Annotated in this window: 21 protein-coding genes and 1 pseudogene; 5 read left to right on the forward strand and 17 right to left on the reverse strand. The window is 33.2% G+C overall.

The window, feature by feature from the left end:
- Positions 1 to 6 precede the first annotated feature (6 nt).
- The 4 genes and pseudogenes from AD998_20345 to AD998_20360 all read right to left on the reverse strand — a co-directional run bounded on the left by AD998_20345 (position 7) and on the right by AD998_20360 (position 8,162).
- Positions 7 to 4,731 (reverse strand): hypothetical protein, encoded by a 4,725-nt coding sequence (locus tag AD998_20345; GenBank protein ID KOY84546.1) that lies wholly within the window; start codon positions 4,729 to 4,731, stop codon positions 7 to 9.
- A gap of 8 nt (positions 4,732 to 4,739) precedes the next feature.
- Positions 4,740 to 6,449: pseudogene (locus tag AD998_20350) on the reverse strand (hypothetical protein).
- 442 nt (positions 6,450 to 6,891) lie between these two features.
- A complete protein-coding gene (locus AD998_20355) occupies positions 6,892 to 7,929 on the reverse strand; it encodes a hypothetical protein (protein KOY84547.1) in 1,038 nt (345 codons plus the stop codon).
- Positions 7,930 to 7,934: 5 nt separating this feature from the next.
- Entirely contained in the window at positions 7,935 to 8,162 is a 228-nt protein-coding gene (locus AD998_20360) for a hypothetical protein (GenBank protein ID KOY84548.1), read from the reverse strand.
- A gap of 550 nt (positions 8,163 to 8,712) precedes the next feature.
- On the opposite strand from AD998_20360, the gene AD998_20365 reads away from it, so the two are divergent.
- Positions 8,713 to 9,291, forward strand: coding sequence for a hypothetical protein (locus AD998_20365; protein ID KOY84549.1), 579 nt, complete (start codon positions 8,713 to 8,715; stop codon positions 9,289 to 9,291).
- 41 nt (positions 9,292 to 9,332) lie between these two features.
- Here the strand turns inward: AD998_20365 and AD998_20370 are convergent, their stop codons facing one another.
- The gene (locus AD998_20370; protein ID KOY84550.1) at positions 9,333 to 9,707 is read right to left on the reverse strand and encodes a hypothetical protein; all 375 of its coding nucleotides are present in this window, start codon (positions 9,705 to 9,707) and stop codon (positions 9,333 to 9,335) included.
- A 548-nt stretch (positions 9,708 to 10,255) separates the two neighbouring features.
- Here AD998_20370 and AD998_20375 point away from each other — a divergent pair.
- Complete coding sequence (locus AD998_20375; protein KOY84551.1) at positions 10,256 to 10,558, forward strand: hypothetical protein; 303 nt, start codon at positions 10,256 to 10,258, stop codon at positions 10,556 to 10,558.
- 103 nt (positions 10,559 to 10,661) lie between these two features.
- Here the strand turns inward: AD998_20375 and AD998_20380 are convergent, their stop codons facing one another.
- Entirely contained in the window at positions 10,662 to 13,580 is a 2,919-nt protein-coding gene (locus AD998_20380) for a hypothetical protein (protein ID KOY84552.1), read from the reverse strand.
- Positions 13,581 to 13,756: 176 nt separating this feature from the next.
- On the opposite strand from AD998_20380, the gene AD998_20385 reads away from it, so the two are divergent.
- Positions 13,757 to 13,945: a hypothetical protein gene (locus AD998_20385; protein ID KOY84553.1), complete on the forward strand. Its 189-nt coding sequence runs from the start codon at positions 13,757 to 13,759 to the stop codon at positions 13,943 to 13,945.
- 120 nt (positions 13,946 to 14,065) lie between these two features.
- On the opposite strand, the gene AD998_20390 is transcribed toward AD998_20385, so the two are convergent.
- From AD998_20390 to AD998_20430, 9 genes are all read right to left on the reverse strand, one after another.
- Positions 14,066 to 14,278 (reverse strand): hypothetical protein, encoded by a 213-nt coding sequence (locus tag AD998_20390; GenBank protein ID KOY84554.1) that lies wholly within the window; start codon positions 14,276 to 14,278, stop codon positions 14,066 to 14,068.
- A 44-nt stretch (positions 14,279 to 14,322) separates the two neighbouring features.
- Positions 14,323 to 14,781, reverse strand: coding sequence for a hypothetical protein (locus AD998_20395; protein KOY84555.1), 459 nt, complete (start codon positions 14,779 to 14,781; stop codon positions 14,323 to 14,325).
- A 25-nt stretch (positions 14,782 to 14,806) separates the two neighbouring features.
- Positions 14,807 to 15,679 (reverse strand): arylesterase, encoded by an 873-nt coding sequence (locus AD998_20400; protein ID KOY84556.1) that lies wholly within the window; start codon positions 15,677 to 15,679, stop codon positions 14,807 to 14,809.
- 28 nt (positions 15,680 to 15,707) lie between these two features.
- A complete protein-coding gene (locus tag AD998_20405; protein KOY84557.1) occupies positions 15,708 to 16,217 on the reverse strand; it encodes a hypothetical protein in 510 nt (169 codons plus the stop codon).
- 1,145 nt (positions 16,218 to 17,362) lie between these two features.
- Complete coding sequence (locus AD998_20410) at positions 17,363 to 20,044, reverse strand: ATPase (protein KOY84558.1); 2,682 nt, start codon at positions 20,042 to 20,044, stop codon at positions 17,363 to 17,365.
- A gap of 166 nt (positions 20,045 to 20,210) precedes the next feature.
- Positions 20,211 to 20,768, reverse strand: coding sequence for a hypothetical protein (locus AD998_20415; protein ID KOY84559.1), 558 nt, complete (start codon positions 20,766 to 20,768; stop codon positions 20,211 to 20,213).
- 631 nt (positions 20,769 to 21,399) lie between these two features.
- Positions 21,400 to 21,990, reverse strand: coding sequence for a hypothetical protein (locus AD998_20420; protein ID KOY84560.1), 591 nt, complete (start codon positions 21,988 to 21,990; stop codon positions 21,400 to 21,402).
- A gap of 10 nt (positions 21,991 to 22,000) precedes the next feature.
- Complete coding sequence (locus AD998_20425) at positions 22,001 to 22,483, reverse strand: hypothetical protein (protein ID KOY84589.1); 483 nt, start codon at positions 22,481 to 22,483, stop codon at positions 22,001 to 22,003.
- Positions 22,484 to 22,612: 129 nt separating this feature from the next.
- Positions 22,613 to 23,287 (reverse strand): ornithine aminotransferase, encoded by a 675-nt coding sequence (locus tag AD998_20430; protein ID KOY84561.1) that lies wholly within the window; start codon positions 23,285 to 23,287, stop codon positions 22,613 to 22,615.
- A 280-nt stretch (positions 23,288 to 23,567) separates the two neighbouring features.
- Here AD998_20430 and AD998_20435 point away from each other — a divergent pair, with 280 nt between their 5' ends.
- Together AD998_20435 and AD998_20440 are read left to right on the forward strand one after the other, a co-directional pair.
- Entirely contained in the window at positions 23,568 to 23,921 is a 354-nt protein-coding gene (locus AD998_20435) for a cupin (GenBank protein KOY84590.1), read from the forward strand.
- A gap of 133 nt (positions 23,922 to 24,054) precedes the next feature.
- The gene (locus AD998_20440; GenBank protein KOY84562.1) at positions 24,055 to 24,615 is read left to right on the forward strand and encodes an AraC family transcriptional regulator; all 561 of its coding nucleotides are present in this window, start codon (positions 24,055 to 24,057) and stop codon (positions 24,613 to 24,615) included.
- Between the two features lie 55 nt (positions 24,616 to 24,670).
- On the opposite strand, the gene AD998_20445 is transcribed toward AD998_20440, so the two are convergent.
- Positions 24,671 to 24,892 carry a hypothetical protein gene (locus AD998_20445; GenBank protein ID KOY84563.1) on the reverse strand — a complete coding sequence of 74 codons (222 nt, stop codon included), beginning with the start codon at positions 24,890 to 24,892 and terminating at the stop codon, positions 24,671 to 24,673.
- Positions 24,893 to 25,153: 261 nt separating this feature from the next.
- Complete coding sequence (locus AD998_20450) at positions 25,154 to 25,969, reverse strand: transposase (GenBank protein KOY84591.1); 816 nt, start codon at positions 25,967 to 25,969, stop codon at positions 25,154 to 25,156.
- Positions 25,970 to 26,183: the final 214 nt, after the last annotated feature.

Consider the following 26,183-nt stretch of genomic DNA (forward strand, 5'->3'; position numbering starts at 1 on the left):
AACTCTTTAAGGTCTATTGATGATAAAACGCTCCTCTGCAATGACTTGGTTTTTGCCTGGTAATACATATCTGATTCTCACTGGATAATCGCCTGATTGAATCGTAGGATAAGGTTCTGTTAAGAGCCTATTAATCCATGCATTGCCATTAGCAGAATATCCTACTTGTGCAGCTTGAGTACGCAAGTCCGTATAATCATTAAAACCACTAATTGCCATTCGATAGACAAAAGAGCCAAAAGTGGGAGAGAGAGGCACAATACCTGCTGTAGCATCACTAGCAGACAATACTTGACTGTTTGGATTTTGCCCAATGATGATGTCCTTTGTGGGAGGCACACCAAAAATTGCAGGCACTCGATTCAAAATACTGATGTTTGGATGTGGCAATCCTTCATAGACGATTGGATGAAGCAAGCTATTGTGCCAATACGTATTGTACTCAGCCTCCATTTGCACGAGTGATTGGACACCATTCTGTTCATTTCCTAAAATTTCAGCTTTATCAAAAAGCTCAACAGCTGAAATATTGACTCCAATTTCATGGACTCCTGTCAGCACTGGATAACTCCAACCTTGAGACATCCTCAGTGAAGCGATTTTCTCTTTAAACGTGTTGTATTTAGAACTTGCAAAATAAGCTGTAAAAATAGCTTTGTCTTGAAGTTGCACTAAACTGCCTGTGGCTTGTTGTCCTGTTAATTGAATATTATTGTCCGTAGTACCAGTGGTAGTCGTAACCTGACTTACATTGCTATTAATTGAATCTCTTGCATAGGCTGGCGTGTTTACAATCTCCCAAGTATAGACTTTACTGGTTAGAACACCTTCTGGCATGGAGAAACGGATTTCTTTGGAAGCATTGTCATAGACAAAGCCAGCTTTGAGGGTAGCAGCACTTCCTGTTTTCACTCTTACTTCCTGATTCCATTCATCTTTTGCTACAAACAAATCAGGTTGTCCACGTTTGAGTTTGATATAGGCTTCCCTTGTTTGCTTGGGATGATAATACAGTTGGTTTGCAACGGGATAACTCCAAGCAACATTGGATAGAGGGATATAATCAGGAGCTTTGCCTGTTTTAAAGCTTGCTGTTTTTTCTTCTGTCACTAACTTTCCTCCACTGATGACTCCTTTCCAGCTAGTACCAATATATTCTTCAAAACTGACTCTGCACAAAACATTTACTTGAGCTTCAGAAGGCAAAATATCATGGCTTACGAGTGCAGCTGTTTTTTTGTCACTGTCCCACTCTAAACTTGCTGGAATTACTGCACCATTTGCTACTATTTCAAACTTTTCAAGTTTTACTCTAAAAATACGGAGTCTACCTGTTTCAGGGTCGCTTAACTCAAACTCTTTACCAATTTCATAATTAAACACTGCTTGAGGGCTTGTAAAGACATCAAGTCCAGTTGCTTCATTTTCTGGGGTAAGCTGGCTAATAATCTGCATACCAGCAAGTAAATTGGCATTCTGGATGGTACATTGCTTACCAATGGTCATCTCAAATTTGCAACTACCCTTTACAAGTCCTCCTAAAATATTGAATCTACCACCCACAATCCCTCTAAACCAAGCAGGATTGGGCAGTTTTGCTTGCAAAATCGCAGCAGCAGCAATATCTAAAATATCTACTTTGCCTTTGAAGAAAGGCAAATCCACCTTGATACCAATTTTTCCCATCACAAAAGCATAAGCTTGTCCCATGGCATACCAGCCATTGATGCCTACTCTTTGCTGAGTCTCTACACAGACTGCTTCCTCTCCATAGTTTTTCATCATGATATCAAAACCTAATCCTGCTGCAAAACGAGCATAAAACACCAAAAAGGTTAAATCCCCTGTATCCACTTTCACATCCATTCCCATCGCAAAACCTCTTCCATCAGACAAACTACTCATATCTCTGCCAAGTGCCAAATTCATTTGTCCCAAAATCGAAGATACTTCGTCTGGTGGTGCTGGAATATCAGGAATGTCATGCCCTACCATGAGATAAGAACCTGTTCTAGCCAGTCCAGCGAGTTGTAAGCCCATTCTCTGGCTTGGATTTCCTAAATGAATATACCATTTACTAGGAGCAACATGGAATACAGCTTCCCCTGCCATGCCGTTTGCTCCAATGCCTTGAATAAGCCCACCAGCCACATTTACAAAGATTTGAAAATTCCCATGCAAAGTTTTGGCTGCTACATCATAATCAATCATCACCGTTGCTCTCACGGCTCCTTGAGCATTCTCTGCTCCTTCTAATTTATGAATACTTTCGTTGATTCTTTTCACTGCTTCAGGCTGAAAATTGGTACCTGGAATCTTACCCATCGCAACGTCCAAATCACCCGCATAACGAGCAATTTTGGCTGCTTTGGCTTTGAGTTTATCTACCCCGAAGGAGAAAGCTGGAGTAACAAAATTCCCTTCTCCTGAAAGCATGACTCTACTGACCCCTCCTGTTTTGAAAAAGGCCACTTCAAGGGTTACTGAGCCATTGAAGGCTTGAGGAGATTTAGCTGTGTTGATTTCAATCCCTGCTCTGATACCAAAATGTGTTTTTTCATCAGGCACATAACTAATGCCTGAGGGAGTTGTGCCTAATCCAGAACTGCTAGCAGTTTGTCCTTGTGGGGCTTGTTTCATTTGATAATAAGCTCCCCCAGTAAAACCTTTGATTTCAATAGCTCCTAGTGGAATACCTGTGGAGAGTGTAAGCAAGGCATCAGCATACCAATAACGCATGCCTTCGAGTGTCGTACCAAACAAAGCAGATACTCTTACTTTCTCTACAGCTGGAAACCTTGCTTCTAAGTTTCCTTGAAAACCATTGCCATAAGTAGCATCTTCTTTGAAGAAAGCTAGCTCTCCTTTCAAGGAAAAAGCTCCTTGGTCAATATCAATGCTGGCTCTTGTGATTTCAACACCCTTGAAACGATAGGAAAGTGTAGCGGTTGTATCTTTGGGTTCACCTAATAATACAAGATGAGCTTCTGCTCCAAAACTATTGGCAGAGGCTGATGGGGGGGAACCTGCTGATTTTCCCACAAAGTTTACCACCACATCCATTTCTAAGGCTATGCCATTTTGATAGTTTTTTCCTTCAATGTTCTCAAGTGAACAAGGAAAACCAGCGACTTTCACTTGATTGACGTCTGAACCAAAGGAAAAATTGCCTACTGTGACATAGGGTTTGACACTTTTCACTTCCAAAGCTTCAAAATCAATATCAGCGAGCTTCACTTTCTCTTTGTCAGAACTAGAAAGAGATGTTCCTGGCTTCAAACCTACTTCAATCGTCATATTCCCATTCAAAAGAGCTCTGGGGCGAAAGTTTCCTTCTACCACTTTGACTTCAAGTAGTGAATTTTCATAAATTTTTACCTTTCCTGCTCCCCACAAAGGAAACACCAAATCTTCTCTGTTTTTAACAGAGAGCACATATTCTTGGTTCAAGGGATCAATGAGACAAGTATAGGCAAGAGGGGTTTCTTCTTTTGCGATTGGAAGCACAATTTCTCCTTTAAAACCAGCAGAAATGAGTTGATTTTTAGTAAGGGTGATTCCTAGTGAATCTAAGGAATAGCTCCATTTACTCATACTCCCTTCTTTAGGAGCAATCAGCTTTAAGACTGTAATTTTTCCTGAGAAGCCATATTCATCAATCAAGACGTCTTCTGTGATAAAGGTGATTCTATCGCTGGGGTTTACAGGAGTGTTCACTCCATTTTTCTTTTTAAACTGCCGAGGTAATCTCACCTCTGCTCGTTTCAAATAAAAGCCTTTCCAGAGTTCAATGCTCGTGGCTGATTCACTATGATAATTTGCTGGAAAATTTACTGAACTAGGATTATGAATTTCACTCAAATCAAGACTTGCTTCTTTCACCACAAATCCTACCCCTTTGAGTCTTCTGGCTTGAAAGGGAGTTGTAAAATTGACTGTGGCAATTAAATCACTCCAATCTTCCATTTGAGCTTTGAAAGTGCCTTTGACTCTCTGAGTCGAATCAATTTGCCCTTGATTGTTTTCCACAAGTAACAAATCTCTTGAAAATAGCACTTCTGCATCCACAGAAAGCCTTTTAAAACCTCCACAATCCCACTCAGCAAAAGTCTTTCCTGCTTTAAAAGTAATTTGAGTAGTTCCACTTTGAGGATTTCCTCCCAAATTGAAACGATAATCTGCCATCAGTTCTAGCTTGGCTGTTCCTACAAATCCTCCTGCCTGATTGATTCTTACATTTTTAGCCACAAAATAAAGTTCAGAACCATCTTGTGGATTCTTGATAATCATATAAGCCACCACATACGAGTAACTAGGTGTAAAGACAATGCTATCAATGCCAATCGAGTAATCAGTAGTGCCAATTTTCTTATGAATTCCCATGGGAAGACTGGCAATCTGATTGACACTGGTAATCGTGGTAAATGCCTGTGAGCTTTTGATTTGAGCCATGGTAGCTCTTGCTCTTCTGATATAAGCCCTTGCTTGTTCTGTGAGACTTCCTGAGTCAAGGGGGTTGGCGATGAGGGCATCTTTTTGAGCGAAGTCATCATAATTCAAAGCTTCATCCACGTTTTTAAAATCCCTGTTTTGTCCTACTTGATAGAGCTTGTTATTTTGGGGCTTTTTAAAAGTAGTGGTATCTTCTCCTGCATAGACACTGCTCACAAGGAGTAAAGAACACATCAGGAAAAAAGATACATGTTGTAATATATTAGGCAAATGTTTCATAGGCTCTAAAAATTGTAGCTATAAGCAAAAGTAGCAGTGAGTTCGTTGAAGGTATTAGCATTCAAAGTGTTTCGAGTATTTTTTCTCAAGAGAATCGAAGAAGCTGAGAAATTATGTTTTTTCAAAAGTGTGTATTGACCTGATAGTCTCAGGTTTAACACACTGCTGGCCAAAGATCCTGCTCTATAGGCATTGTTAAACGCACTCGAAAGACTTGCTTTGAGCTGTTTTTTGAAAAAAGGTCTTGAAAAAGCAACATTAGGTCCAAAAGTAGTGGAAGCCTGTCCCAGTGTTTCGTTGTGATTGAAAGCAAAAGAAGTAGCAATAGAAGCTCCTGAGGAAGAAAGGCTTAAATTGTGAGCTACATTCATATTGTAAAACTGCACACCAGTATTTCTGTCTTTACCTCCTTGTTCATCTTTGGATGTTTGATAGACAAGGCTTGCAAGTAACATTTGACTACTTGCCTGTGTTTTAGAAAGGGCATAATTGAAAGAAAGACTTGCATTCTGAGAAATCTGACGATAACGAAGGGTATCTAAATTTTGAAAAGGAGTGGTTTGATTGATTTGGTCAAAAACAGAACGAACATTGGTATAACTTTGGAAATTAGAATAAGAAGCCGTTAGATTCATTTTTTTATTCAAAGCAGCAGAGGCGTTCACGGAGCCTACAAACCTTCTCATCTGAGAGGCTTTTTGGTTATACAAATCATTTCTTTGTGTTCCTAGATTGCTTGAGAGACTCACCTTTTTGAAAATCTTGGTGGAAAGATTGAGGGTAATATTTTCTAAATCATTGTTAAAAAAGTAAGCCCCCAATGTTCTATACCCTGGCTCTACTCTTTCATAAGTGGCTCCTATGGTCATAAACTTAAGTGGATAAGAAAGTGAACTTTTGAAAGCATGATAGACAGCAGTGGAGGTTCTGGGTCTAAAAATATCTCCTAAACTGGTGTAAATATTTTTCTTAGAAGAAGAATCTCCTAAAAAGCCTGACCTCAAATCTTCTGTGATGGCTGAGGAAGCAAATTCAACATCCAAGAGGGCTTTTTCTAAAAAGCTTTTGGTAGCATGAATGCTTAAAACCAAGTTTTCTTGTGGGGCAAGTCCAATACTGTCTGGCAAAATCCCAATCGAATTTTCTTTGTCCCAAGCTCTAAAAGCAATGAGTTCCACACCGTCTTTTTGGCGTTTATAGCCTACCTTCAAACCAGTGCCCATTCTTCTAAAAGCAGGCAGGTTGTTTGCTTGAAGGGTGTCAAGGGCAACCGCCTTTTGAAGTCTCCCATACATCACACTCACATTCCAGTTCTCAGTGGGGGTGAGTTCAAAACCTACACCATTATACAAATGTCCTGCAAGGGTGTAAGGAGAAAAACTCATCGAGTTCCAGCCCAAATGGGTTTTAATCCATTTGTAAGTAGGATGCAAGCCATATTGATTGAAAGGTTGTTGGAAATTAACTTGTTGGTTAGAGAAGGTAAAAGAAAAAGGGGCACTCCAGCCATATATATCAAGCCCAATATTTCCTGTGACAAAGTAATCATAGGGATTTCTACGGTTTTCTAGTCCAGAGGCTGCATAGAATATATGAGAAGTGGAAATACCTCCATTGAGTTTGACGACCTTTTTGTCTTTTCCAACCTGATCAAGATTTTGGGAAAACAAGGGCAAGAAACATAGAAAAAGTAAAAAGAAAGATAAAGTTCTTTTCATAAAGATTAGTTTTGCATAGTTGTTCAAGGCACAAAATTAACAAAAATATTTTAGATAAGTCCTTATCAAGTAAGATAATAAGTCAAGAAAAATAAAAAAAAGATGGGATATATTCAAGAGTTCTATCAAAAATTATTCAAACGTTGAAATCAAAAGCACAACTAGGCTCCAATGCTTTTCAAAAGCTTGTAAGATTTGGACAGCTTTTCTACTTTTCTAAAACTTCCCGTTTCTATTTTATAAGTCCAAACAAACATCCTCATTTCGATCAAAAGTATATGACAAGTATAGAGAAAGTGGGTATAAAGAAATAATCCACAAGTCTGAATAAAATACTATTAATGAGTTTGATCTCAAATCAAGTTTTTATCAAGCTGTTGCAACACTTTAAACTCCACTTTTTCCTTGTTTTTGATAACTGTCACTATGGTAGTTTAAAAATTTAAGATTTTAGGGTTTCAATCAGTTTTAAATGTTTCTCCAATTGTTTGGGGCTTGGCAAAAATTGTTTAAGTTCTTCAGGTAGGTTGGTATCTATGGTGTAAGTGGCTACTCCTATGGGCTTTGTGGTATCTTTGAGGGCATATTCTACAATGGTTCTGTTTTTAGATTTACAAATGATGATACCTATGGCATCATTTTCTCCTTCTTCTTTGACTGTATCATTAAGTACACTCAAATAAAACTGCATCTTACCCACCATTTCAGGAGTAAAATCCCCTATTTTAAGCTCAATAGCAACCAAACATTTTAATTTTCTGTGAAAAAGGAGCAAATCAATGAAATACTCATTTCCACCAACTTCTAATTTATATTGGCTACCTATAAAAGAAAAATATCCACCCATTTCTGTCAAAAAGGCTCTAATATTTTTAATGAGTGTCATTTCAAGTTCATATTCAGAATGCTCTTGAGAAAGTTCTAAAAAATCAAATTGGTATTCATCTTTCAAAGCCAAAATAGCTTGATTTTTGTATTTTTCAGGATAGGCTTGTTCAAAATTTTGCTGGTTTAACAGATACTTTTCATAAGTTTTGTTTTCTATTTGATGAATCAACACATTTTTAGTCCAACCAAATTTTTTGGTCATCAGGAGGTAAAATTCTTTTTGTAAATCATCTTTACATTTCTCCATAATTACCACATTATGAGACCATCCAATTTCTCGCACCAATGGTGCGAGTTTTTCATGGGCAGAATAGCTTATATAAAAATTACGCATACGCCATAGATTTCCAACAGAAAAACCACTCAATTTTGGAAATTCAGTTTGTAAATCTTTAGCTATTTGCTCCACAACAGATTTCCCCCATTCACTTTGAGATTGTTTTTCTACAATCATTTGTCCCAAATCCCAATAAAGTTGTATCAGTTCTTTATTGACAGCTTTGAAAGCTTCATATTGAGCCTGATGAATACGATTTTTTACCTCTCCAAGAAAGTTTTCATAATCTGTATTTTGATTAATTAGATTCTTCATAAGTTTTAAACAGTCTTTTTCACTGTGGCTTTATATTTAGTTATGAACAGACTTATCTCTCTTTTTTCTTTTTTTGTTAGGGATACACTTTTAATCACAAAGTTTATCCCTTTAGGTTCTTTGAGGTATTCTACCTTTTCCATAAGTAAATTTACATAAAATAATCTATATAAAGTGAAGTAATTGGTTTTCTTGACTTGATAATCTATTCGCTCACAATCGTATATAACCATTTTAGAAGTAATGTTTTGAACTAAAATGAGAAGAAACTTATTTACTCTATTTTGTAAGCTGTATTTTTGGTAGAAAAATAATGAAATCATACCACACAAAAAAAGATGCTTGGAGAAGTCTGCATCCTTTTCAAATTTTTAACAAGTTCTTACAAGTAACCTGCATCACCATCGAAGATACTAAAATCTAAAGATATTTACAAGTTTTCACATTAAAAAAGACTCTACCAAAAGTAGAGTCTTTTCCAGATTAAACAAAAATTGAACACTATGTTGTCAAAGATAAGTATTTTGGAGGATAAATTCTCTATATCACTATTTAAAAACATCATTATAACCGTTATAAATGTGTTTTTAAATATTTATACACAGCATTTCTTTAAAAATATTGGGGCAAAAAATAGCAGAAAAAGTGATTTTTATTGAGAAATGCACCACAAAAGTGAATAATAGAACTTTTTGTAATAGAAAGGTTGTTTTGAAAATAAAATAGTGTATTATAACCGTTATAACTCAATTTTTTATCAAAAAATACGTATAAAAAATGAAGATGTCTGAGCAAAAACAATGTCCTTATTGTCATACTTTCTTTGAAGGAAGAAAGAATAAAATTTATTGTTCTGAGAAGTGTAAACTTGATTTCTTTTTTGAACAAAGAAATCAGGGAATTCCTCTCAAAAAAGATTTAAAAGAAACTCCAGTCATCACAGCCTTGAAATTGGAACAACAAATTCAACAAGAGAAACAAGCTCATGAAGAAAAAATGAAACTTTTGGAAATAGAGCTAAGAAAATTGGCTGTAGAACAAACTCCTAGAATGTTACCAAAGCGTCTACAAACCAATTTTGAGAAAATTCTTCAATCTATTTTAAAAGAAAGCAATCAAAAGCTTCCCAAAAAGTTTTTTCAAGAGAAAATAGCAGATATGGAGCGATGGATAGAGGATTTGATAGAATCAGAGAAGCAAGAACTCAATAAAAAGTATCCTGAATATGAGATGATTGCATACTTTCTTCAAAATTTTGAAAATATTTTAAAAACACTTTCAAAGATAACTCAACGAACTTTTTCGTATAAACTAGAAGAAGAAACCCTTCAGAAATCTAAAAAACTACTCCATAAAAGTTAAAAACACTTTTTATAAGAATTCTACCAATATATAATTGTAAATTATTTTAAATCAAGCAAATCATTTTTTACTTTAACAGGTTTTTCTACCGTTTTTCCTAATATTTCAAAGGCATTTTGGTATTTATCAAGAGATGATAGACTTATGGGCAGTTCTTTTCTAAAGGTATTCCATAACTCTAATGCCTTTTCATTAGAAAATATCCTTTCCTTTTCCTCTACTTTTTCAAGTACTTCATTCAAAGCCTTGAAGTGTTCTTCTTTCTGTTTCTTTAAGAAGGTTTCTACCATTTCCCTACTTCTTGCAATCACCCCTTCCTGTATTTCTTCTTTGAAACCCTCAAGCTCATTCATCATGTTTTTCTGAGTGATAGGGTTTTGTTTAGTGTATTTGAAATAGGCAATCATAGCCTCCATTACTTCTCCCACCTTCAAACCAAAGCTTTTAGCAATGGAATCTAAATCAGCTTTGAACTCTTTGGTGATTTTAACATTGCTATATTCCTTCTTTCTACCTTTTTTTGTTTCATCATATTCTATTTCAGTGTTTTACGAAAATCAATATTACTATTATTCTACTAGAATTTAGAAACTTTTATCCACTTTTCCAAAGAATTGCTCACAAAAAAGAAAGGATTTTTAAGTCGATTTTATAAACCATTGATAATTAGATAATTAGTTATTTTTCGATTTTAGAGAAACTTGAGTCTTCTCTAGAAAAAGTGTAAAAAAATCACTCCTCTTTTCATGCTTTTTTTAGATGTGTAAAATAAGTGTAGAAAATAGATATTTATAAGGTATAAATCATTGAAATTATTAAATACAGGGGTGTTTATATGACGTGTAGTGTGTAATATATACACTCAAAAATTCACAAAAAATAGCTGTTTTTTGGATGGTTGCAATAATATTTGTACATTAGATGTCTAAAAGTTTTCCGTTATTTTCTAAAAAAATCTTTGGATATGAAGCCTAAAAAAATACAAATAGGAGCCAAAATTTCACCTTTGTATCATCATATACTTTCAGACCTTGCTGAGATTCATGAAATAAGTATCAGTGAGTCTATTCAGAAAGTTTTGGAAGAGGTCTATACTTCCAATTTTTTGATGAGTCAGAAAACAATGTTAGGGAAAAGGAAAAAAGAGGTGGAAAGTATTTTAGCCTCTAACCCCAATCATGAACTTTCCAAAAAGAAAATCGCATTTTATCAGGAGAAAATTTCCAATCTAGAGCTTTATATCAAAGAAATTCAGGGAAAAAAATAGTTGATAGATTAATAACTAACATTTGTATGCTTGTTGATATTTTAGGTTATAATGTAGGCTCAAAATGATTTTAATTTTGAGCCTATTGCTGAACTTTGAATAATTATTGTCTTACAAAACGTTGTACGGATGTTTCACCTTTACCATTTTGTATATGAATTAAGTAAATGCCTGAAGGAATTTTTGCAACATTTACATTTACTTTCTGAGAATTATTAAAGAGGGCTTTTTCCTTAATAACTCTTCCCTGTGTGTCTGTAATGTAGAAGCTTATTTTCTCCTGCTCTTCTGTAAATTCAATTGTAAGATTATCTTGAGCAGGGCTAGGATATACATTTACAATATTTGATTGTCTTTGAGGCTCAAAACCAGTATTATTAGGGGTACAAAAACCTCTCAAAGAAAATCTTTCTCCTCCTATTATAGAGCATGTTCCTGTAGAGACAATACAATTTTCTTGCTTTAAATCAACATCTACATTGATACATTTTCTTGTTAAAGGAATAAAGTAATGATTAATACCTATACTTTGTCCATTACTCAAATCAAAAGACATAGAAGCATTGGGTTCTAATATTTGGAATAATCCTCCACTCATATCTAAAATACCTGTTCCCTGTGCTCCACTATTTAACCAATTGTTATAGGCAACATTATCTATTTGGATGAATAACTGCCCAAAATCCCAAAAGTTAATGGGATATTCTTTATTTTCCATGACAGACATCCATGTCAATTTTGTTCTTGATGGTTTGCAGCCAATAAATTCAGGATTTATAACAGATACTCCTGTTGTTTTAGGAACACTATTCAATATACATCTGCCTTTTACTCCAACTCCACTTGAAAAACCACCTTTAGCATCTTTTTCAATTATCATAACATTCTGCCAGAAAATATTATTATTACAGGTAGCATTCAGATAAGTAGAAGTTGTCTCATTAGCTGGTTGAGCAGGTCTACAATTTGTTGCATCTTGCTCTATACGAGCTAACAAGCAAAAATGATGTCTGTCTATAGGCAAACCATTGAAAAAACAATTTACATAATCATTAGGGTTAGGGACAACCCAAGCAAAACGATATATTCTTGTTTGATTAGGCATATGGTTGATGTCATTATTAGTCACAATATTGCCATTTTCATCAACAACATTACCCAAAATTTCTCCTCCTAAAGGTATTCCACTACACTGATCAAGACCTATCCAACTATTGGACCAATACAGCCCTGTTGATGCAGCAGCCCAATATAATCTGAGTTTTCCAGTATCAGCATTGTTTCCTCTATTTCTTACTCTTACATATACATAATTAGTTGCTCCTGGTATGGGGGCTCTATCTGTATCATCGTTGTATGCAGATGCAGAAGGACTTAACCAAATATCTGGACTCTGCCAAGCTGGAGCACCATTATTACATGAAATAGATTCATCACCAGTATCAAAAGAAGTATCTTTTCCCCAAAGATCCCCAGTAGTACAAGGAGTTGTATTTATTAGAGTTGCTATGAAATTCCCTGAATTAGTAGAACAAGAGGAACCCGTATTTTGTATAGTGTAATTGTATGTCCCTACAGAAGAAATTGTATTATCAGTATAGATAAAAGGTACTGATGTAATATTAACAGGTATGCTTACAGATGCCCCACTCATATCTGTTCTAATTAATGTAACTCCAATAGGATTACTTGGAGAAGGCGTTGTTCCTATAATATTAACAGGTATATCAATAGAATTGCCTATAGTGGTGGTAATATTACCATTTAAAGTTGCTTGATAAGAAGGAAAAATAGAAAATATATTACTAAAAGAACTGGTTACTGCAGGATTTGCACCTATCACTCTAACCTGATAGGAACCTGAGGCAAGCATAGGAATTTGAAGTGTTGTATTATTGATGACTGTTGGTGAAATAGTATTTATTAAAATATTATTTTGATATATTTCTACAGTATAACTATTTGTTGATGAACAAGGTAATAGGTTTAAATTAAGCGTGATGAAACTTTCATTGTTGCAATAAATATTACGAGCACTTACTGAAAGCTGAGATTGAGGAGGTATGAAATTATAACAAAATATTCTTTGATTAGTAGTAAAAGCATTTATATCTTCTGCTACATATATAGTATTCCCATCTCTTGTTAACCCATTCAAACGTCCATTTGCTTGAACTAATATAGGCAAAGTATTTACTAAAGTTCCATCTTCACAAAATGTCCTAATACTATGGTTTGTTAACCCACCTGTTCCTACATGAATAAATCCATCATTAGTAACCGTAATTCCTGCGGTGTTATTGCCACCATTATTAGTAGGAAAAGTTCTTTCATTCGTCATGATGTTGTTATCAGTAATAGTAAAAATACTAACTGTATTATTACCAAAGTTTGTAGCATATAGTTGAATGGTATTTGCATCTACCCTTCTAAAAGCCATTGAGTGATAACGATTAGCAGTAAAAAAATTATTACTCCCATTAATATTTATTAGGGTTGGTGTTCCCCCATTAATATCATAGACTCTTATCTGACCTGTAACAATACCACCAATATTAGTAATAATATTTACAAATAATCTGCCTCTGTCATCTATCAATAAAGCATCTGACATTTCATTAACTCCAGAAGCTTGGAGACTTGCAATGGGAGTTCCTAAATTGTTATTGTATATTTGTATGTTGTTGTTAGCAGGATTTGCAAATCCTCTTTGATTTACATAAACTCTCCCACTTGTTGGATGAACAGCTACTCCAGTAGGAAAATCTAATGCATTGTTATTGGTAGCCAGAATAGTCCCTGTACCTGGAACTATTCTAAAAACTGTACCCATTGCTACTGTACTTGGATTAGACTCTGAAACATACAATGATCCATTGTGAAATGTAACAGATTGATAACGTCTAGTTGGTTGATTGATTGTTGTAGAACCACAAGAGGTCATATTCTGTCCCATAATATGATTTGCTATAAGCATCATTGTAGCAAATAGCCATTTTGTTTTGGAATGAAAAATACTCATAAGATAGTTTTGTTTTGAGTTTGACAATAATTTGAGTAAAAGTAATAGCCCTCAAAAGCAAATACAATCTGAAATGAGTAATTGGTAAGCATCATAGAGGAAAAAACAATAATGAATGAGTGAGCGTAATAAAACAATATGGGTAATCACTTTTTGAGTTGGTAATCTCAAAATTTTTGCAGTTTTATATTGACCAAGAAAAGAATATAAGAGTTTTAATGAATACTCTTAAAGGTAAAAAGTCAAAGTTCGAGTCTCCTCCACTCCAGTATCAAAAAACACAATACACTGATAATGAAACATTTAATTTTAAAATATCAGCATATTGTGTCTGGTTTAGTGTCAAAAATTTTAGAACTCTTTAAATGGCAAGAAGAATTACTATTTCATAGATTATTATCCAGATTTTGAATTCTAGAATACTATAAATTTTGATATCAAAGAATAGATTAGTCTTAATTGAAGCATTTATTTAATATAAAGTATTAAATATAAGTGTTATGTATATATATGCTCGAAAATTTCCCTAAATGTTTAGAAATACCATCTTTCATCCACGCTCCAATGGTGAAGTTTTTTACCGAAGTTTCAAGCACTAAAAGATAATTCAGTTTATCTGTTTTATCAATTAGTGCTTTTACTTTTGCCATTACAGTTTCTATAAAATCTTTAATTTCACCTACTGCTTTTGAAATCAACTATGTTTAATAGCAAATCCTATAAATGCTGTAGCATGGTGTTTTTATACTGTTACCAAAGCATCACGCATAGATTTTACTCTGTCGTGGTCTGCTACAAGCAAAGTGTGCTGTTCTTTAATCATGGTTTGTTGTTCAGCACTTAAATTTTCTGCATCGTTTTTCAATGCTTTTTCATAAGTGTCTTTTGCCATGTCTTCACCATATTCGCAAGAGTTGAGAATAGCTTTACGGTCTTTGCCTGTGAGTGCAGCTTTTACATCCATCCATACACGAAAGAATTTTCCTGATGTCGTTGTGCCTTCAGCAGATGTGCCACCTAGTTTGCTCACTTCAATTTTTAATTCTGTTTTGCATTTTAGGCTGGTAGCAGAGAACTGTGCAAATAAGGTTTTTAAATCTTGCTCTTCAGTTTCTTTCGTTGCTGTTTCATAACCTTCAATTCTATCGTTGTTGATAGTGATGAGTGTGTTTAACACTTCAATTGTTTTTTCTTTTTCCATTTTGTTTGATTATTTAATTTTTAATTTATTTTTTTTGTTCTATTGATTGATAAGCTGAATCCTCTGCTGAAATAAAATTTAGTAAGTCAGCATTTAGTTTTTCTTTTTCAGTGATAAATAATCCATGTGGAGCATTTTTATAGACAATGTATTTGGCATGTGGGATAAGAGCCGCTGTTTTGTCTCCTGATACATTTATTGGGACAATGTCATCAGCATCACCATGAATAATTAAAACTGGAATGTTTATTTTTGTCAAATCACTTCTAAAATCAGTTTCGGAAAAAGAACGCACACAATCAACTGTTGCTTTTGAAGAACTCATTAAGCATAACATCTGATTCCATTCCAATAATGGTTGGCTTACAGTTTGATTTTGCATTGTTAAACCGTAAAACTTCTTACCAAATTCAGCAATAAAAGCTGGACGGTCTGCCGAAATTTTCTCTATTGTATCATCAAATATTTCTTTTTCTGTTCCATCAGGATTGTCTTCTGTTTTTAGTCTGAATGGTGTTACAGAGCTAATAAAAGCAACTTTCTCAATTTTATCAGTGCCATATTTTCCAATATAGCTGGCAATTTCTCCACCACCCATTGAAAAGCCAACAAGTGTTACTTCTGATAAATTTAGTTGAGTAATTAATTCATTCAAATCATCAGCAAGTGTATTGTAATCGTAACTCTCCCAAGGTCTATCTGATTTGCCAAACCCTCTGCGGTCGTAAGCAATACAACGAAGGTCATGTTTTGGAAGTTCTGCTAACTGGTATTCCCACATTTCGTGGTTAAGAGGCCAACCATGAATAAATATTATGGGCTTACCTTTGCCATACTCCTGATAAAAAATGTTTACGGAGTTATTGGTAGTTGATGATTTTGATTTTATAAAACTCATGTTGGGTTTCTTTTTAAGTAGATTATTTTTAAATAGTTATTGCACCTTCTTTGTCTGTGATTAAATTTGTTCCTGTAACAACTGAGGCAACCATTTTTAGAAAATTAATCATTCTGTTGCCATCATTATCCCAATAATAAGCAGTGGTTGGTGTTACTTTGATGATAGAAATATTCGGGTCGTCTTTACCTTTTTTAAACCAAATTTTTGCAAGAGGTGTCCAGAGTTCTTCAATTATCATTTTGTCTAAAATTATTTCTGCTTCTCCATTTAAAACTAAATAGGTACTTTTTCCTGGATGCGAAAAAAAGAGTTGCACATCTTTATCTGTTGCAATGGCTTTGTTTTTATCGCTGCTCTTTTCACTGAAAAACAAAATGTTTCCTTTATCGCAAACTTTTATTGCATTCATAGGTCGGCATGTAGAGCCATCGTCTGTTTTTAAGTCGGTACAAAAAAGGCAAACCATTATATCATTTACCAGACTTTTTAGTTTGTCAATGGCTTCTTTGTTATTCAAATTTTCAGTGTTGCTCATTTTGCTTTTTATTTAATGATAATTACATTTTCTCACATTGTTTTTGACACAATAATGATTGGTTAAGATGTGTTCTTAGTGCTGGAAGTATTGCGGTTGCCAATGCTCAGATGTCAGGTCTGTGCAATTTGTAAATGCTTTTTCAAAAAAGTTCAATAGCTTTTCTATGTCTGTTCACATGCTACTATATTCTTTTCCAAAATCGTTGACTGATTTTTCGTTTAGCTTTTTGTAAGCATCTTTTCCGTTTTCGGTTTGCGATGTTGGAAGTGATATATTTTTTGTTCTGCTAGTGTCCTAAACTAACTTCTTTCATGTTAATTTCCGTAGCGTTGACAAAAAACTATGCATCTTTTTCATTTTCGCTTTTATCAAGTTTTGCTTCATTGTATTCTTATACAGCATCTTTTGTATTTTTGGGGTATTGTTCATACATGATGATGTGCTAATGATTACAGTTATAAGTATAAATGATTATACACTTTAAGTTTATTATTCCTCATTTGATTTAGTATATTTTGTATGATACAAAAGTGCGACTATTTGTTAACGTGTCTGTTACACAATATTTCAAAAGAATTACAAGATTTACACTTTTGGGATAAGGAAAAGTATTGGTCATTGCCTTAGTATAATAGAATCATAGAACACAAAAAAGTAGTGATGAAATGGACAGTCCCAAAAAAGTTAGACACTAATTGGGGGCATTTTCTGAAAAAACGAAACAAATTTTAAATTCAAACTATCTTGCGTAAAATGGATATTATCAAAAGCAGGTTCACTGAAAAAAAGGTAGTATATTCCAATTTTCGCTTGTGGATAGGTTTTTACAAACAATGGAGAGGTCTAAAGGCTAGAAAAAATCGTCATGATAATAAAGCCTTTAAATTGAAAGTATTATCAGTAATGGAGTAAGAAAGTCTATCTTTGCGTTCAGCCTATATATAAAGTTTGATATTTGTAGTGAATCATTGATTATCAAGTGGCGAAAAGCCTATGGATCAAAAGGTATAGAAGGCTTATTACCTAAACGTAAAGAAAAAAGATGTCATTGCTGATAAAAAGAAAAATAAAAAAGTCAGAAAATTCTCTAAATATGGGTTTTTGAAAAAATATTTTTTTAAGCTTATTGACTTTCGTTCTTACTAGTGTTTAGAAAATCGAATAATTTTATATACCTGAACTAATACCAACGGAATCAGTCCAGCTAAAATGGATACCAGCCAAACTCTAGCAGAAAGAACTTCCAAACCTAACACTAAACGCATTTGAGGTATAGCATAAACTAACACCATAAAAGTGGTGCACATTAAAAGGGCTATCCATACAAATTTGTTTTTAGTTATGTCATTCACAAAAAAACTTGTATGTGCTGATGACATATTGAAAACATGAAAAAGTTGTGCAAATGCAAGTGTGATAAAAGCCACGTTGTTTGCAATTTTGGCATCATTAGAAATTACCTGTTTGCAATAAACGATAGCTATAATTACACCAATGGTTATGGTAGTAGCATAGAGAGAAATCGTAATCCAATTTTTATTTGATACAATTAGATTTTTTGGATCTCTTGGTGGTCTGTCCATTACGGTTTTATCGCCTTTGCCTAAGCCAAGAGCCAATGCTGGAAATATGTCCGTTACCATGTTTAAAAACAAGATTTGTAATGGAAGTAAAACAGAAGCAGGGGCAAGAAAACCCAAAGTGGTCACAATGAATATTTCACTTAAATTGCAGGAAACGAGGTATATCACGAATTTTTGTATATTCTGAAATATCTCCCTTCCATGAGCTACTGCTTGTGCAATGGATGTAAACGAATCATCCTTTAACACAATACTTGCAGTCTCTTTGGCTACTTGAGTACCTCTCATTCCCATAGTAATACCAATATCTGCTTTTTTAAGTGCAGGTGCATCATTTACACCATCACCAGTCATAGCTACAATATTGCCAGCTTTTTGATAAATATCTACAATTTCTAATTTTTGTTTAGGAGTGGTACGAGCAAATACTGCTGTTGAAAGTATTTTTTTATTCCATTCATCCGAAAGTGACTCCATAGCAGGCATTTCGATTCCTGTAATTGCATTTTGTTCCCCTTCATCTACCAATCCTACTTTTTTAGCAATATTAAGAGCGGTTAGAGGATGGTCGCCCGTAATCATTACAATTTTGATACCAGCCTTTCTGCAAGTAAGCATAGCATCTTTAATATCTAATCGAGGTGGATCTAAGAAACCAATCATAGCTACATAGATTAATGAATTCAAATAATCGTCTTTGTTAATTTCAGCTTCTTCACGAAAGGCAAATGCCAATACGCGAAGACCATCCATGGCCATTTTTTCTGAATCTGATACTATTTTTTTTCTCTCTTCATCACTAAGTTCTTTAATGGTTGTTCCTGTTTGCAACTTGTTGCATTTTTCCAATAATTGCTCCACTGAGCCTTTGGCTGCTACAAAATTACCACTTGGGCTTTTGTGGAAGGTAGCCATTATTTTGGTATCTGAACTAAAAGGCACCTCGCCAATCCTTTCATATTGTAGTTTTAGTTCTTCGGAAGATGCACCTGATGCATTTGTCAGGTGAACCAATGCAATTTCTATTGGGTCACCTATCAATGCTGTTGTGTCATTGCCACTTTTTAGGGAAGCATTGTTGCATAAAGCACCAATTAATCTCAATTTTTGAAATGCCACTTCGCTTTTTTCAATATTTCCTTTCTCAAAATTCAGGGCATTATCTTTGATATTAGCTTTTACTGTTTCTTCAGGAAACGAAAGCGTATCCACATATATTTTGTTCTCTGTTAAGGTACCAGTTTTATCAGTCAAAATCACATTGGTACTGCCTAATGTTTCTACTGCCGATAATTTTTTAACAATAGCATTTCGTTTGGCCATCAAAAGCATCCCATAAGACAACGCCACAGTAGCCACAATGGGAAGTCCTTCTGGGAAAGCAGCTACTGCTAAAGCAATTGAGGTTTCTAAAATTAATAGCAAGTCTTTGCCTTGAATAAATCCAGTAATGGCAAAAATGGTTGTCATACTCAAGGTTATCCATATCAGTTTTTTACTTAGAACTCGGATTTTTTTATCAAGTGGTGTTTCTTTTTCTTCTGAATTTTCTACTAATGATGTGATTGTACCCAATTGCGTATGTTGAGCAATGCCAGTAATGACTGCTTTTCCGTTGCCATTTATCACCGAAGTGCCTTTAAAAATCATGTTGAATTGATCTCCAAGAGCAGTGTCTTTTGGGAGTTTTTCTGTATTCTTTTCTGAAGGAAGTGATTCTCCTGTAAGGGAAGATTCATCGCATTGCAACTGATTGGATTCTATCAGATGTGCATCTCCTGAAATCACGTCCCCAGCTTCCAAAAATATAATATCTCCAGGAACAATCTTTTCAGAGGGTATCTCCTGAATTTTTCCATTGCGAATCGCTTTTGAAAGTACCACATCCATTTCTTTTAGAGCATTCATCGAATTGCGTGCTTGCAACTCCATTAGAAAACCAATAAGTGCATTTATAAAAATGACCACCAAAATGGCAATGGCTTCGATGACATTTTGAAAGTAAAATGTTACTACCACTGCAAAGAACAACAAATAAACGATAGGGCTTCTGAATTGTAGAAGCATCATCATAAAAATGCTTTTTTGTTTTTGAGTATGATAAATATTAGATCCGAACTCTGCAGTTCGTTTTTGTGCTTCAGTTTGGTTTAGCCCCGCTATAGGGTCTGTTTGAAATGCAAGCAAAATTTCTTCTACTGAAAAGGCATGAGGATCTGCTATCGGGTATTTGATTTTCATTTGTGGAGTTTTGGTTATTGAAATGTCATTTTAGTTAATTATTGTTTGGGTTTTAGAGTATACTTGCCTATACCATAAATTGTACAATTTCTTGAAGTAAAGTTTTTGAGCTTGAAAGAGCCTCAGCTTACATAATTTTTTTAGAGAAATGTTGTGTCAACCTAATTTATATTGAAATAGGTGTGCTTTTTAATTCATCTATATTTTTCATTATAGGAGTATAGAGCAGTATATTAATTCCAAGAATGATGAAAATGACACCATGACCTATATAAATCATTTCTTGGTTTGTATTGGCATAAGATGTAACAACTACTGTGCCTATACCTGTAAATAATGCTATCATGACTCTTACAAGTACTATTTTGTAAATGATATTTTGACCTAAGTTAAATATCCAATTACAAAATAGTATTTCTGAAAAAGCATAAAAAATGAATAAAAATGTGGTATAATAGTTTAATGTTTCAAAAGTTTGACAAAAAAACAAGATAGCAATTGAATAACTTATCATTGCTATGGCATGCATTTCATGATATGCAAATTGAACAAGCTTTTTTCTACGTGAGAGAGCTGTAACAAAAGCAAAAACAGCCCCAATGGCTAAAATAATTCCTAATGTTAATTTTAAAGACATGAGTAAACTATTTCTTAAAAATATCATCAATAATCCTGCAGAAATAATCATGAAACCATATATGAATAATGGAGCGTATTTTTTCATAGTAGTATGATATGAGATTGTGAATACATTTTTACAACATATAAAGTTACATTTTATAGCCTTCTAAAGCCTTACGCAATTTTTAAAAAAAGTTATATAATTCATTTATCATAAAGGCTTGATATAATAATTTTTGATACTATTGAAGTTTAAAGGGTCATTATTATGTGAGATGTGAACGTAAATAATATCCAAGCCATTTTTTCATGCTTCTCCATTAAACTTGTTCCTAAATCATGAAATTCTTCTGTAAAACGTTTAATATTCTTACTTAAATAAATAATAATACTTTCATGGTTTGTTAGCAAAGCTTTTATAAAGCCTTCACTACTATTAATTTATTTGTTTTGTTCTGTTAAATATGTTAAAGCTAAAAATGATTTTAAAGTTGCTGGGGCATAATGTCCTATTGAACGAATACGTTCAGCAACTTTATCAATAAAGCCATCTAATTCTTGGAATTGTATTTCAAAAAGTTTGTGTTTATCGTAGAAATCGGTCCCTTCAATATTTCAATGAGCATTTTTAGTTTTCATCTGCTAAAATTTTTGATAACTCTTGGGCAACAATTTGGTGATTGGTGTTGGTTATACATATTTCAGTTTTCATGATTTTATGTGATTCATTGTTTCTAATTCCAACTTCCTACTGATACAATAATCTCATTCCTTCTGTTAAATAACTGATAGGGTCGATTATAACTTAAAAAACGAAAATTACCATAATAACTATAACCTTGCTTTTGTAGGATGTTTTTGAAGATTTTAATTTTCTGTCTAATTTTTTCATCAGAGGCAAAACCCGCAAATCTGATGGCTGCCACATGTTCTCCAGCAGTTACTTTGATGACAATGTTTGTATCATTGGGTGTAGGTATATCTTCTTTAGTATATTTAGTAGGCATTATAAAACTCATGGTTGATGTTGATTCTCCTATATCCATATAAATAGGAGCATTCATAGCTATGTGTACATTTTCTTTATTTGCTCCAGATATATAATTGGCAAGTTTGCTAAAGCCTATACTGCCTAAATCTTTATAAGATTTTGTGGAAGAGCTAATTACTGCTGTAGTTATTAATGGATAATATCGTATTTCAAACGTTTCTTTAGATTTAACTAAATTGTAACTTTCAGATGGATTGGTAATAATGATGAGGTAAATTTGAAAAATAACGAATATACCAATCAATACTCCTGCTCCAATTAAAACTGTTTTCATTGCTTTATTTTTAAATTTGTTTAGTTTTCTTTAATTTATTTATATCAAAACCTTTTTCTTTTAGTTGAGAAAGAATTTCCTGATAAACTTCTTCATTAATTGTAGAGGTTCTTGAAAGTATCCATAAGCTTTTTTTGTTGGGGTGACTGACTACTGCATAACTATAGTCTTGAGCTAAATCAATAATCCAATATTTTGTTCTAAAGGGCCAAAGGAACTGAACTTTCAATTTTGCATTACCTGAGTTCTTCTTGCTAAAAGCTTTTCCTTTGATATAGAATAATTTTTTATTTTTTGTACACCTGTTCTCTACTAGCATATATCCTTTGCTAGTAATTGTATAGTTTGCTGTTGTATATTCACAGTTCTTTTGAAATCTTTTTGGAAAAGATGCTATTTCGTACCAAGTTCCTGCATATAGATTTAAGTTTACACTATATACTGGTTGTAGTTCCTGGGCATTGACATTTGTTGTAATAAATAACAATAGAATGAATATTTTAACTGATATTATAATTTTATTTTTCATAATTTAAATAGGTTAAATAGTTTTGAGTTTTTTGAAAAAATAAGAGGTTTTAATTTACATACAATCAAATAGATAAAATTAGCGGATACTTGATTATTCATCTGCTATCAAGCAAATAGAATCAATAGATAGGTCATTGTTTATATGTCGTATGTCAGGTGTATTCCAAGCAATGCGTTCTGCTTCTTCTTTTTGATACCATGAATTCACAGTTCCTGTAAGTACTACTGTTGTACCTGATACCTTTACATAAATACTAGTATCGTCAATGGACCAACTTAGATTTAGAGCGTTCTCAACATCTTTTTGTTCAATATTATCATGGATTTCAGGTTTGATTTGGATGTTGTTGAATACCCCCCTAATACCTTTAAGATAGTTAAGTGCATTTTTAGCAGCTTCTTTTTGGTAGTTCCAAGGCAATTCTCCCTCTAGTGTAATCCAGCCATCTTCCACTTTGATAACTATTTTTTCATCAGGTACAGACCAGTTAGTTTTTAAAGCATTCAAAGCTTGACCTGCAATTTCAAGATTGGTTTTGATCCAAGAATCAGGTAATTTTACTTGGATTTTCTGCACCACAGCCCTTACCCCATTAACTCTCTTTGCTGCATTCTCTGCTTCTATTTTTTTAGCATAACTATCAACTACTCCTAATAATGATACAATGCTATCTTCAACTGTAACTTCAATCTCTGATGAACTTAAGAGAGGCTCCCATTTAATAGCATTGGTTACTCTTCTTTGTAATTCCTCGTTATTTTTCATGGTTGATACATTAAATATTGTAAATAGATTTCTACAATATCACAAAGGTAGATTGTTTGACTGTGATAAGTATTACACTATTCTCAACAATAATTATATAATTCATTTGTTTTCAGCAATTAGAGAAGGATTTTATAGGAAATGAGAAATTGAACTAAAGGTATGACTTATAAAACATTTAAATTTATTTATGTAATACATGAGAAATGAAATACTCCCAAATTGCAGTGTCAGAAATTTTTTAATATTTTTCATACAAATACTTCATTTTCATATTTCTATGAGTAAAATCAATAATAATACTGATATCGAAAAATCCAAAGCACATATTATCATTGAGCTAATTGAGTATTTACCCAAAACTGTAGTGAGTAGAACGATTATTAAAAAAACAACAGGAAATATTGCTATAGTCTCTTTCGATGTGGGTGAGGAAATGGAAGAAAAAATCTCACCCTTTGACACCTATATTCAAATTATTGATGGAGTAGCCTCTATTACCATTCAGGACAAAAATTATACACTTACTTTAGGCGAAGGAATTATTATTCTAGCTCATGCAAAACATCAGTTTAATGCTGAGGAGCAGTTCAAAATGATTGCTACCACCATTAAAAGTGGTTATGAAGATTAAGGACTTATTTGAAAACTCATACATTTATAAAATTGAAACACTATTGAATAAAACTTATTTTATTCCTTGATAATAAGGCTATTTCTGTGAAAAAGTCAAGTATTATAGTTCAAGCGTTTTATTTTTTAGCTTCATGAAATTACATGTAAAATATATGGTAAGCCTCCGTTGCAAGATGGTTGTAAAATCCGAACTTGAAAAATTAGGACTCCAATTCATTTCAGTTGATTTAGGAGTAGCAGAAATATTTGAGGATATATCTTTTGATCAGCGAGAGCAATTCAAAGTAAATCTACTCAAATATGGTTTAGAGTTGTTGGAAGACAAAAAAAGTATTCTAATTGAAAAAATCAAAAATGTAATTATTGAAATGATTCACTATTTGGATGAAATTCCGAAGATGAATTACTCTGAGTACATCAGTGAAAAATTAGATTATGATTATGTTTATCTTGCTAACATTTTTTCGGAGGTGAAAGGCATCACCATACAACAGTACATTATTATACATAAGATTGAAAAGGTCAAAGAACTTCTTTTGTATGATGAACTCAATCTAACAGAAATTTCCTATAAAATGCATTATAGCAGTGTTGCCCATCTGTCTAATCAATTCAAAAAAGTAACAGGATTATCTCCCTCTTACTACAAAAAACTCAAAAAGAAAAGAAATAAAAACCTTGAAAATGTTTAGTAATAAGTAAGACAGCATTTTTAGTGCTGTCTTGTGGTTTATTCATGATGAGTTCTTATTTTGCTTCTGTTTGCATCTTGGTAAGGATACTTATCACATCTTCTCTTTTTTTACCAAGCCTTGTTTCTATTCGTTTTAACAACTCTTCGTCTTTTGTTGCCTCAAACTTTAAGTCAGTTTCTGTCAGTTGTGGAAATTTTTTCTGAAGCTCTTTTGATAATACTTCCCAGTTTCCTGTAATTTTGAAATCTTTGTTTGTTTTACTTGATAGAGCCATGATTTCTAAAAATTTAAAATGTGAAATTATTATTTACAAACCTATACTTCTTTTTGGAATAAGTTCTTACATCTATTCTTGATAAACTTATGTATATCATACTTACAAGTATTCTTACCATTATATATTCTTAGAAATACAAAAAACAGTATTTTTTAATACTGTTTTTACTCTAACATCAAATAGAGAGTATGAGACCTCTCTATTTTACTAAAGATTTTTATTTAGTTTTGACTTGGGAATTTTTGATTATGAACTTGTTTAACATTTAATGAATCTAGAAAAAATAACAATCATAGCTAAAATATTAAAACAGAACCAATGTTTAGCAAGGTATTCATATCTAATCAAAAGAGCTTTGAAAGCATCCATCCAAGCAAAAGTTCTTTCAATAACAAATCTTCTTTGATATAGCACTTCATCAAAATGATGACAAAGTTGATTATTTTGTGTATTTCTTTTATTAAAATCAATATTAGTTTCTATTTGATACTTTTCACAAGTTTTTCTACAAATATCATTATCAAATCCAGCATCAGCATTCAAGAACAAACCTTCTATGGAAATATCAGCTTTTTCAAGCCAAACTATCAGTTGTTTAAAATGTTGTGAGAAATGAAACATGTCATGATGATTTCCACTAACAGGTTCTGAAATAGCTATTAATATCCCCTGATTATCACATAAATATACTAAATTAGTACTTGCTTTGGAATGTTTATGATTAAATCCCACTGCTTGTCCACCTCTGTTGGCTCTTGTTTTTGAACCATCTATCTGAATACTAGACATATCCAAATACTTTTTATAGTGCTTCAACAAATAAACCCACAATTTTTCCCATGAACCATCCTCACACCAGCGTTTGAAATGATAAAATACACTTTGATAACTATATTTTTCTTCAAAAAAACGTTCTGTAGGAAGTTCTCTCCACTGACAACCTGTTTTTAGTCTATATAAAATTGCTGAAAGAATACCAACCCTTTTTTTCTCTGAAATACTTAGTCCTCGTCTTCCAACACTTAAATGAGGTAATATTAGCTTTTTTATTCTATCTTTGCTCAAGATGCTCATAAAGTAATTTTGTTTGTTTGCACTACAATAGTATACTTTTTTGAGCATCTTTGTTTATAGTATTATAACCTTAGACAACTTCTATATTAATTTATAATAATAGTTTTAATTTTTATTTGTAAACTTTTTTCAGGACAAGTCCGAACCCCAAACTTTTTTAGGAGCACGAAACCCCGCCTATTGCAAATGTGCTGTTATGGGTAGTGGTTCTTTT

Source organism: bacterium 336/3 (genome assembly GCA_001281695.1).
GTDB lineage: Bacteria > Bacteroidota > Bacteroidia > Cytophagales > Thermonemataceae > Raineya.

Coding starts and splice junctions, on each gene's coding strand:
- AD998_20345 (KOY84546.1), bottom strand. CDS start 4,731: ATGAAACATTTGCCTAATATATTACAACATGTATCTTTTTTCCTGATG.
- AD998_20355 (KOY84547.1), bottom strand. CDS start 7,929: ATGAAGAATCTAATTAATCAAAATACAGATTATGAAAACTTTCTTGGA.
- AD998_20360 (KOY84548.1), bottom strand. CDS start 8,162: ATGGTTATATACGATTGTGAGCGAATAGATTATCAAGTCAAGAAAACC.
- AD998_20365 (KOY84549.1), top strand. CDS start 8,713: ATGTCTGAGCAAAAACAATGTCCTTATTGTCATACTTTCTTTGAAGGA.
- AD998_20370 (KOY84550.1), bottom strand. CDS start 9,707: ATGGAGGCTATGATTGCCTATTTCAAATACACTAAACAAAACCCTATC.
- AD998_20375 (KOY84551.1), top strand. CDS start 10,256: ATGAAGCCTAAAAAAATACAAATAGGAGCCAAAATTTCACCTTTGTAT.
- AD998_20380 (KOY84552.1), bottom strand. CDS start 13,580: ATGAGTATTTTTCATTCCAAAACAAAATGGCTATTTGCTACAATGATG.
- AD998_20395 (KOY84555.1), bottom strand. CDS start 14,781: ATGGAAAAAGAAAAAACAATTGAAGTGTTAAACACACTCATCACTATC.
- AD998_20400 (KOY84556.1), bottom strand. CDS start 15,679: ATGAGTTTTATAAAATCAAAATCATCAACTACCAATAACTCCGTAAAC.
- AD998_20405 (KOY84557.1), bottom strand. CDS start 16,217: ATGAGCAACACTGAAAATTTGAATAACAAAGAAGCCATTGACAAACTA.
- AD998_20410 (KOY84558.1), bottom strand. CDS start 20,044: ATGAAAATCAAATACCCGATAGCAGATCCTCATGCCTTTTCAGTAGAA.
- AD998_20415 (KOY84559.1), bottom strand. CDS start 20,768: ATGAAAAAATACGCTCCATTATTCATATATGGTTTCATGATTATTTCT.
- AD998_20420 (KOY84560.1), bottom strand. CDS start 21,990: ATGAAAACAGTTTTAATTGGAGCAGGAGTATTGATTGGTATATTCGTT.
- AD998_20430 (KOY84561.1), bottom strand. CDS start 23,287: ATGAAAAATAACGAGGAATTACAAAGAAGAGTAACCAATGCTATTAAA.
- AD998_20435 (KOY84590.1), top strand. CDS start 23,568: ATGAGTAAAATCAATAATAATACTGATATCGAAAAATCCAAAGCACAT.
- AD998_20440 (KOY84562.1), top strand. CDS start 24,055: ATGAAATTACATGTAAAATATATGGTAAGCCTCCGTTGCAAGATGGTT.
- AD998_20445 (KOY84563.1), bottom strand. CDS start 24,892: ATGGCTCTATCAAGTAAAACAAACAAAGATTTCAAAATTACAGGAAAC.
- AD998_20450 (KOY84591.1), bottom strand. CDS start 25,969: ATGAGCATCTTGAGCAAAGATAGAATAAAAAAGCTAATATTACCTCAT.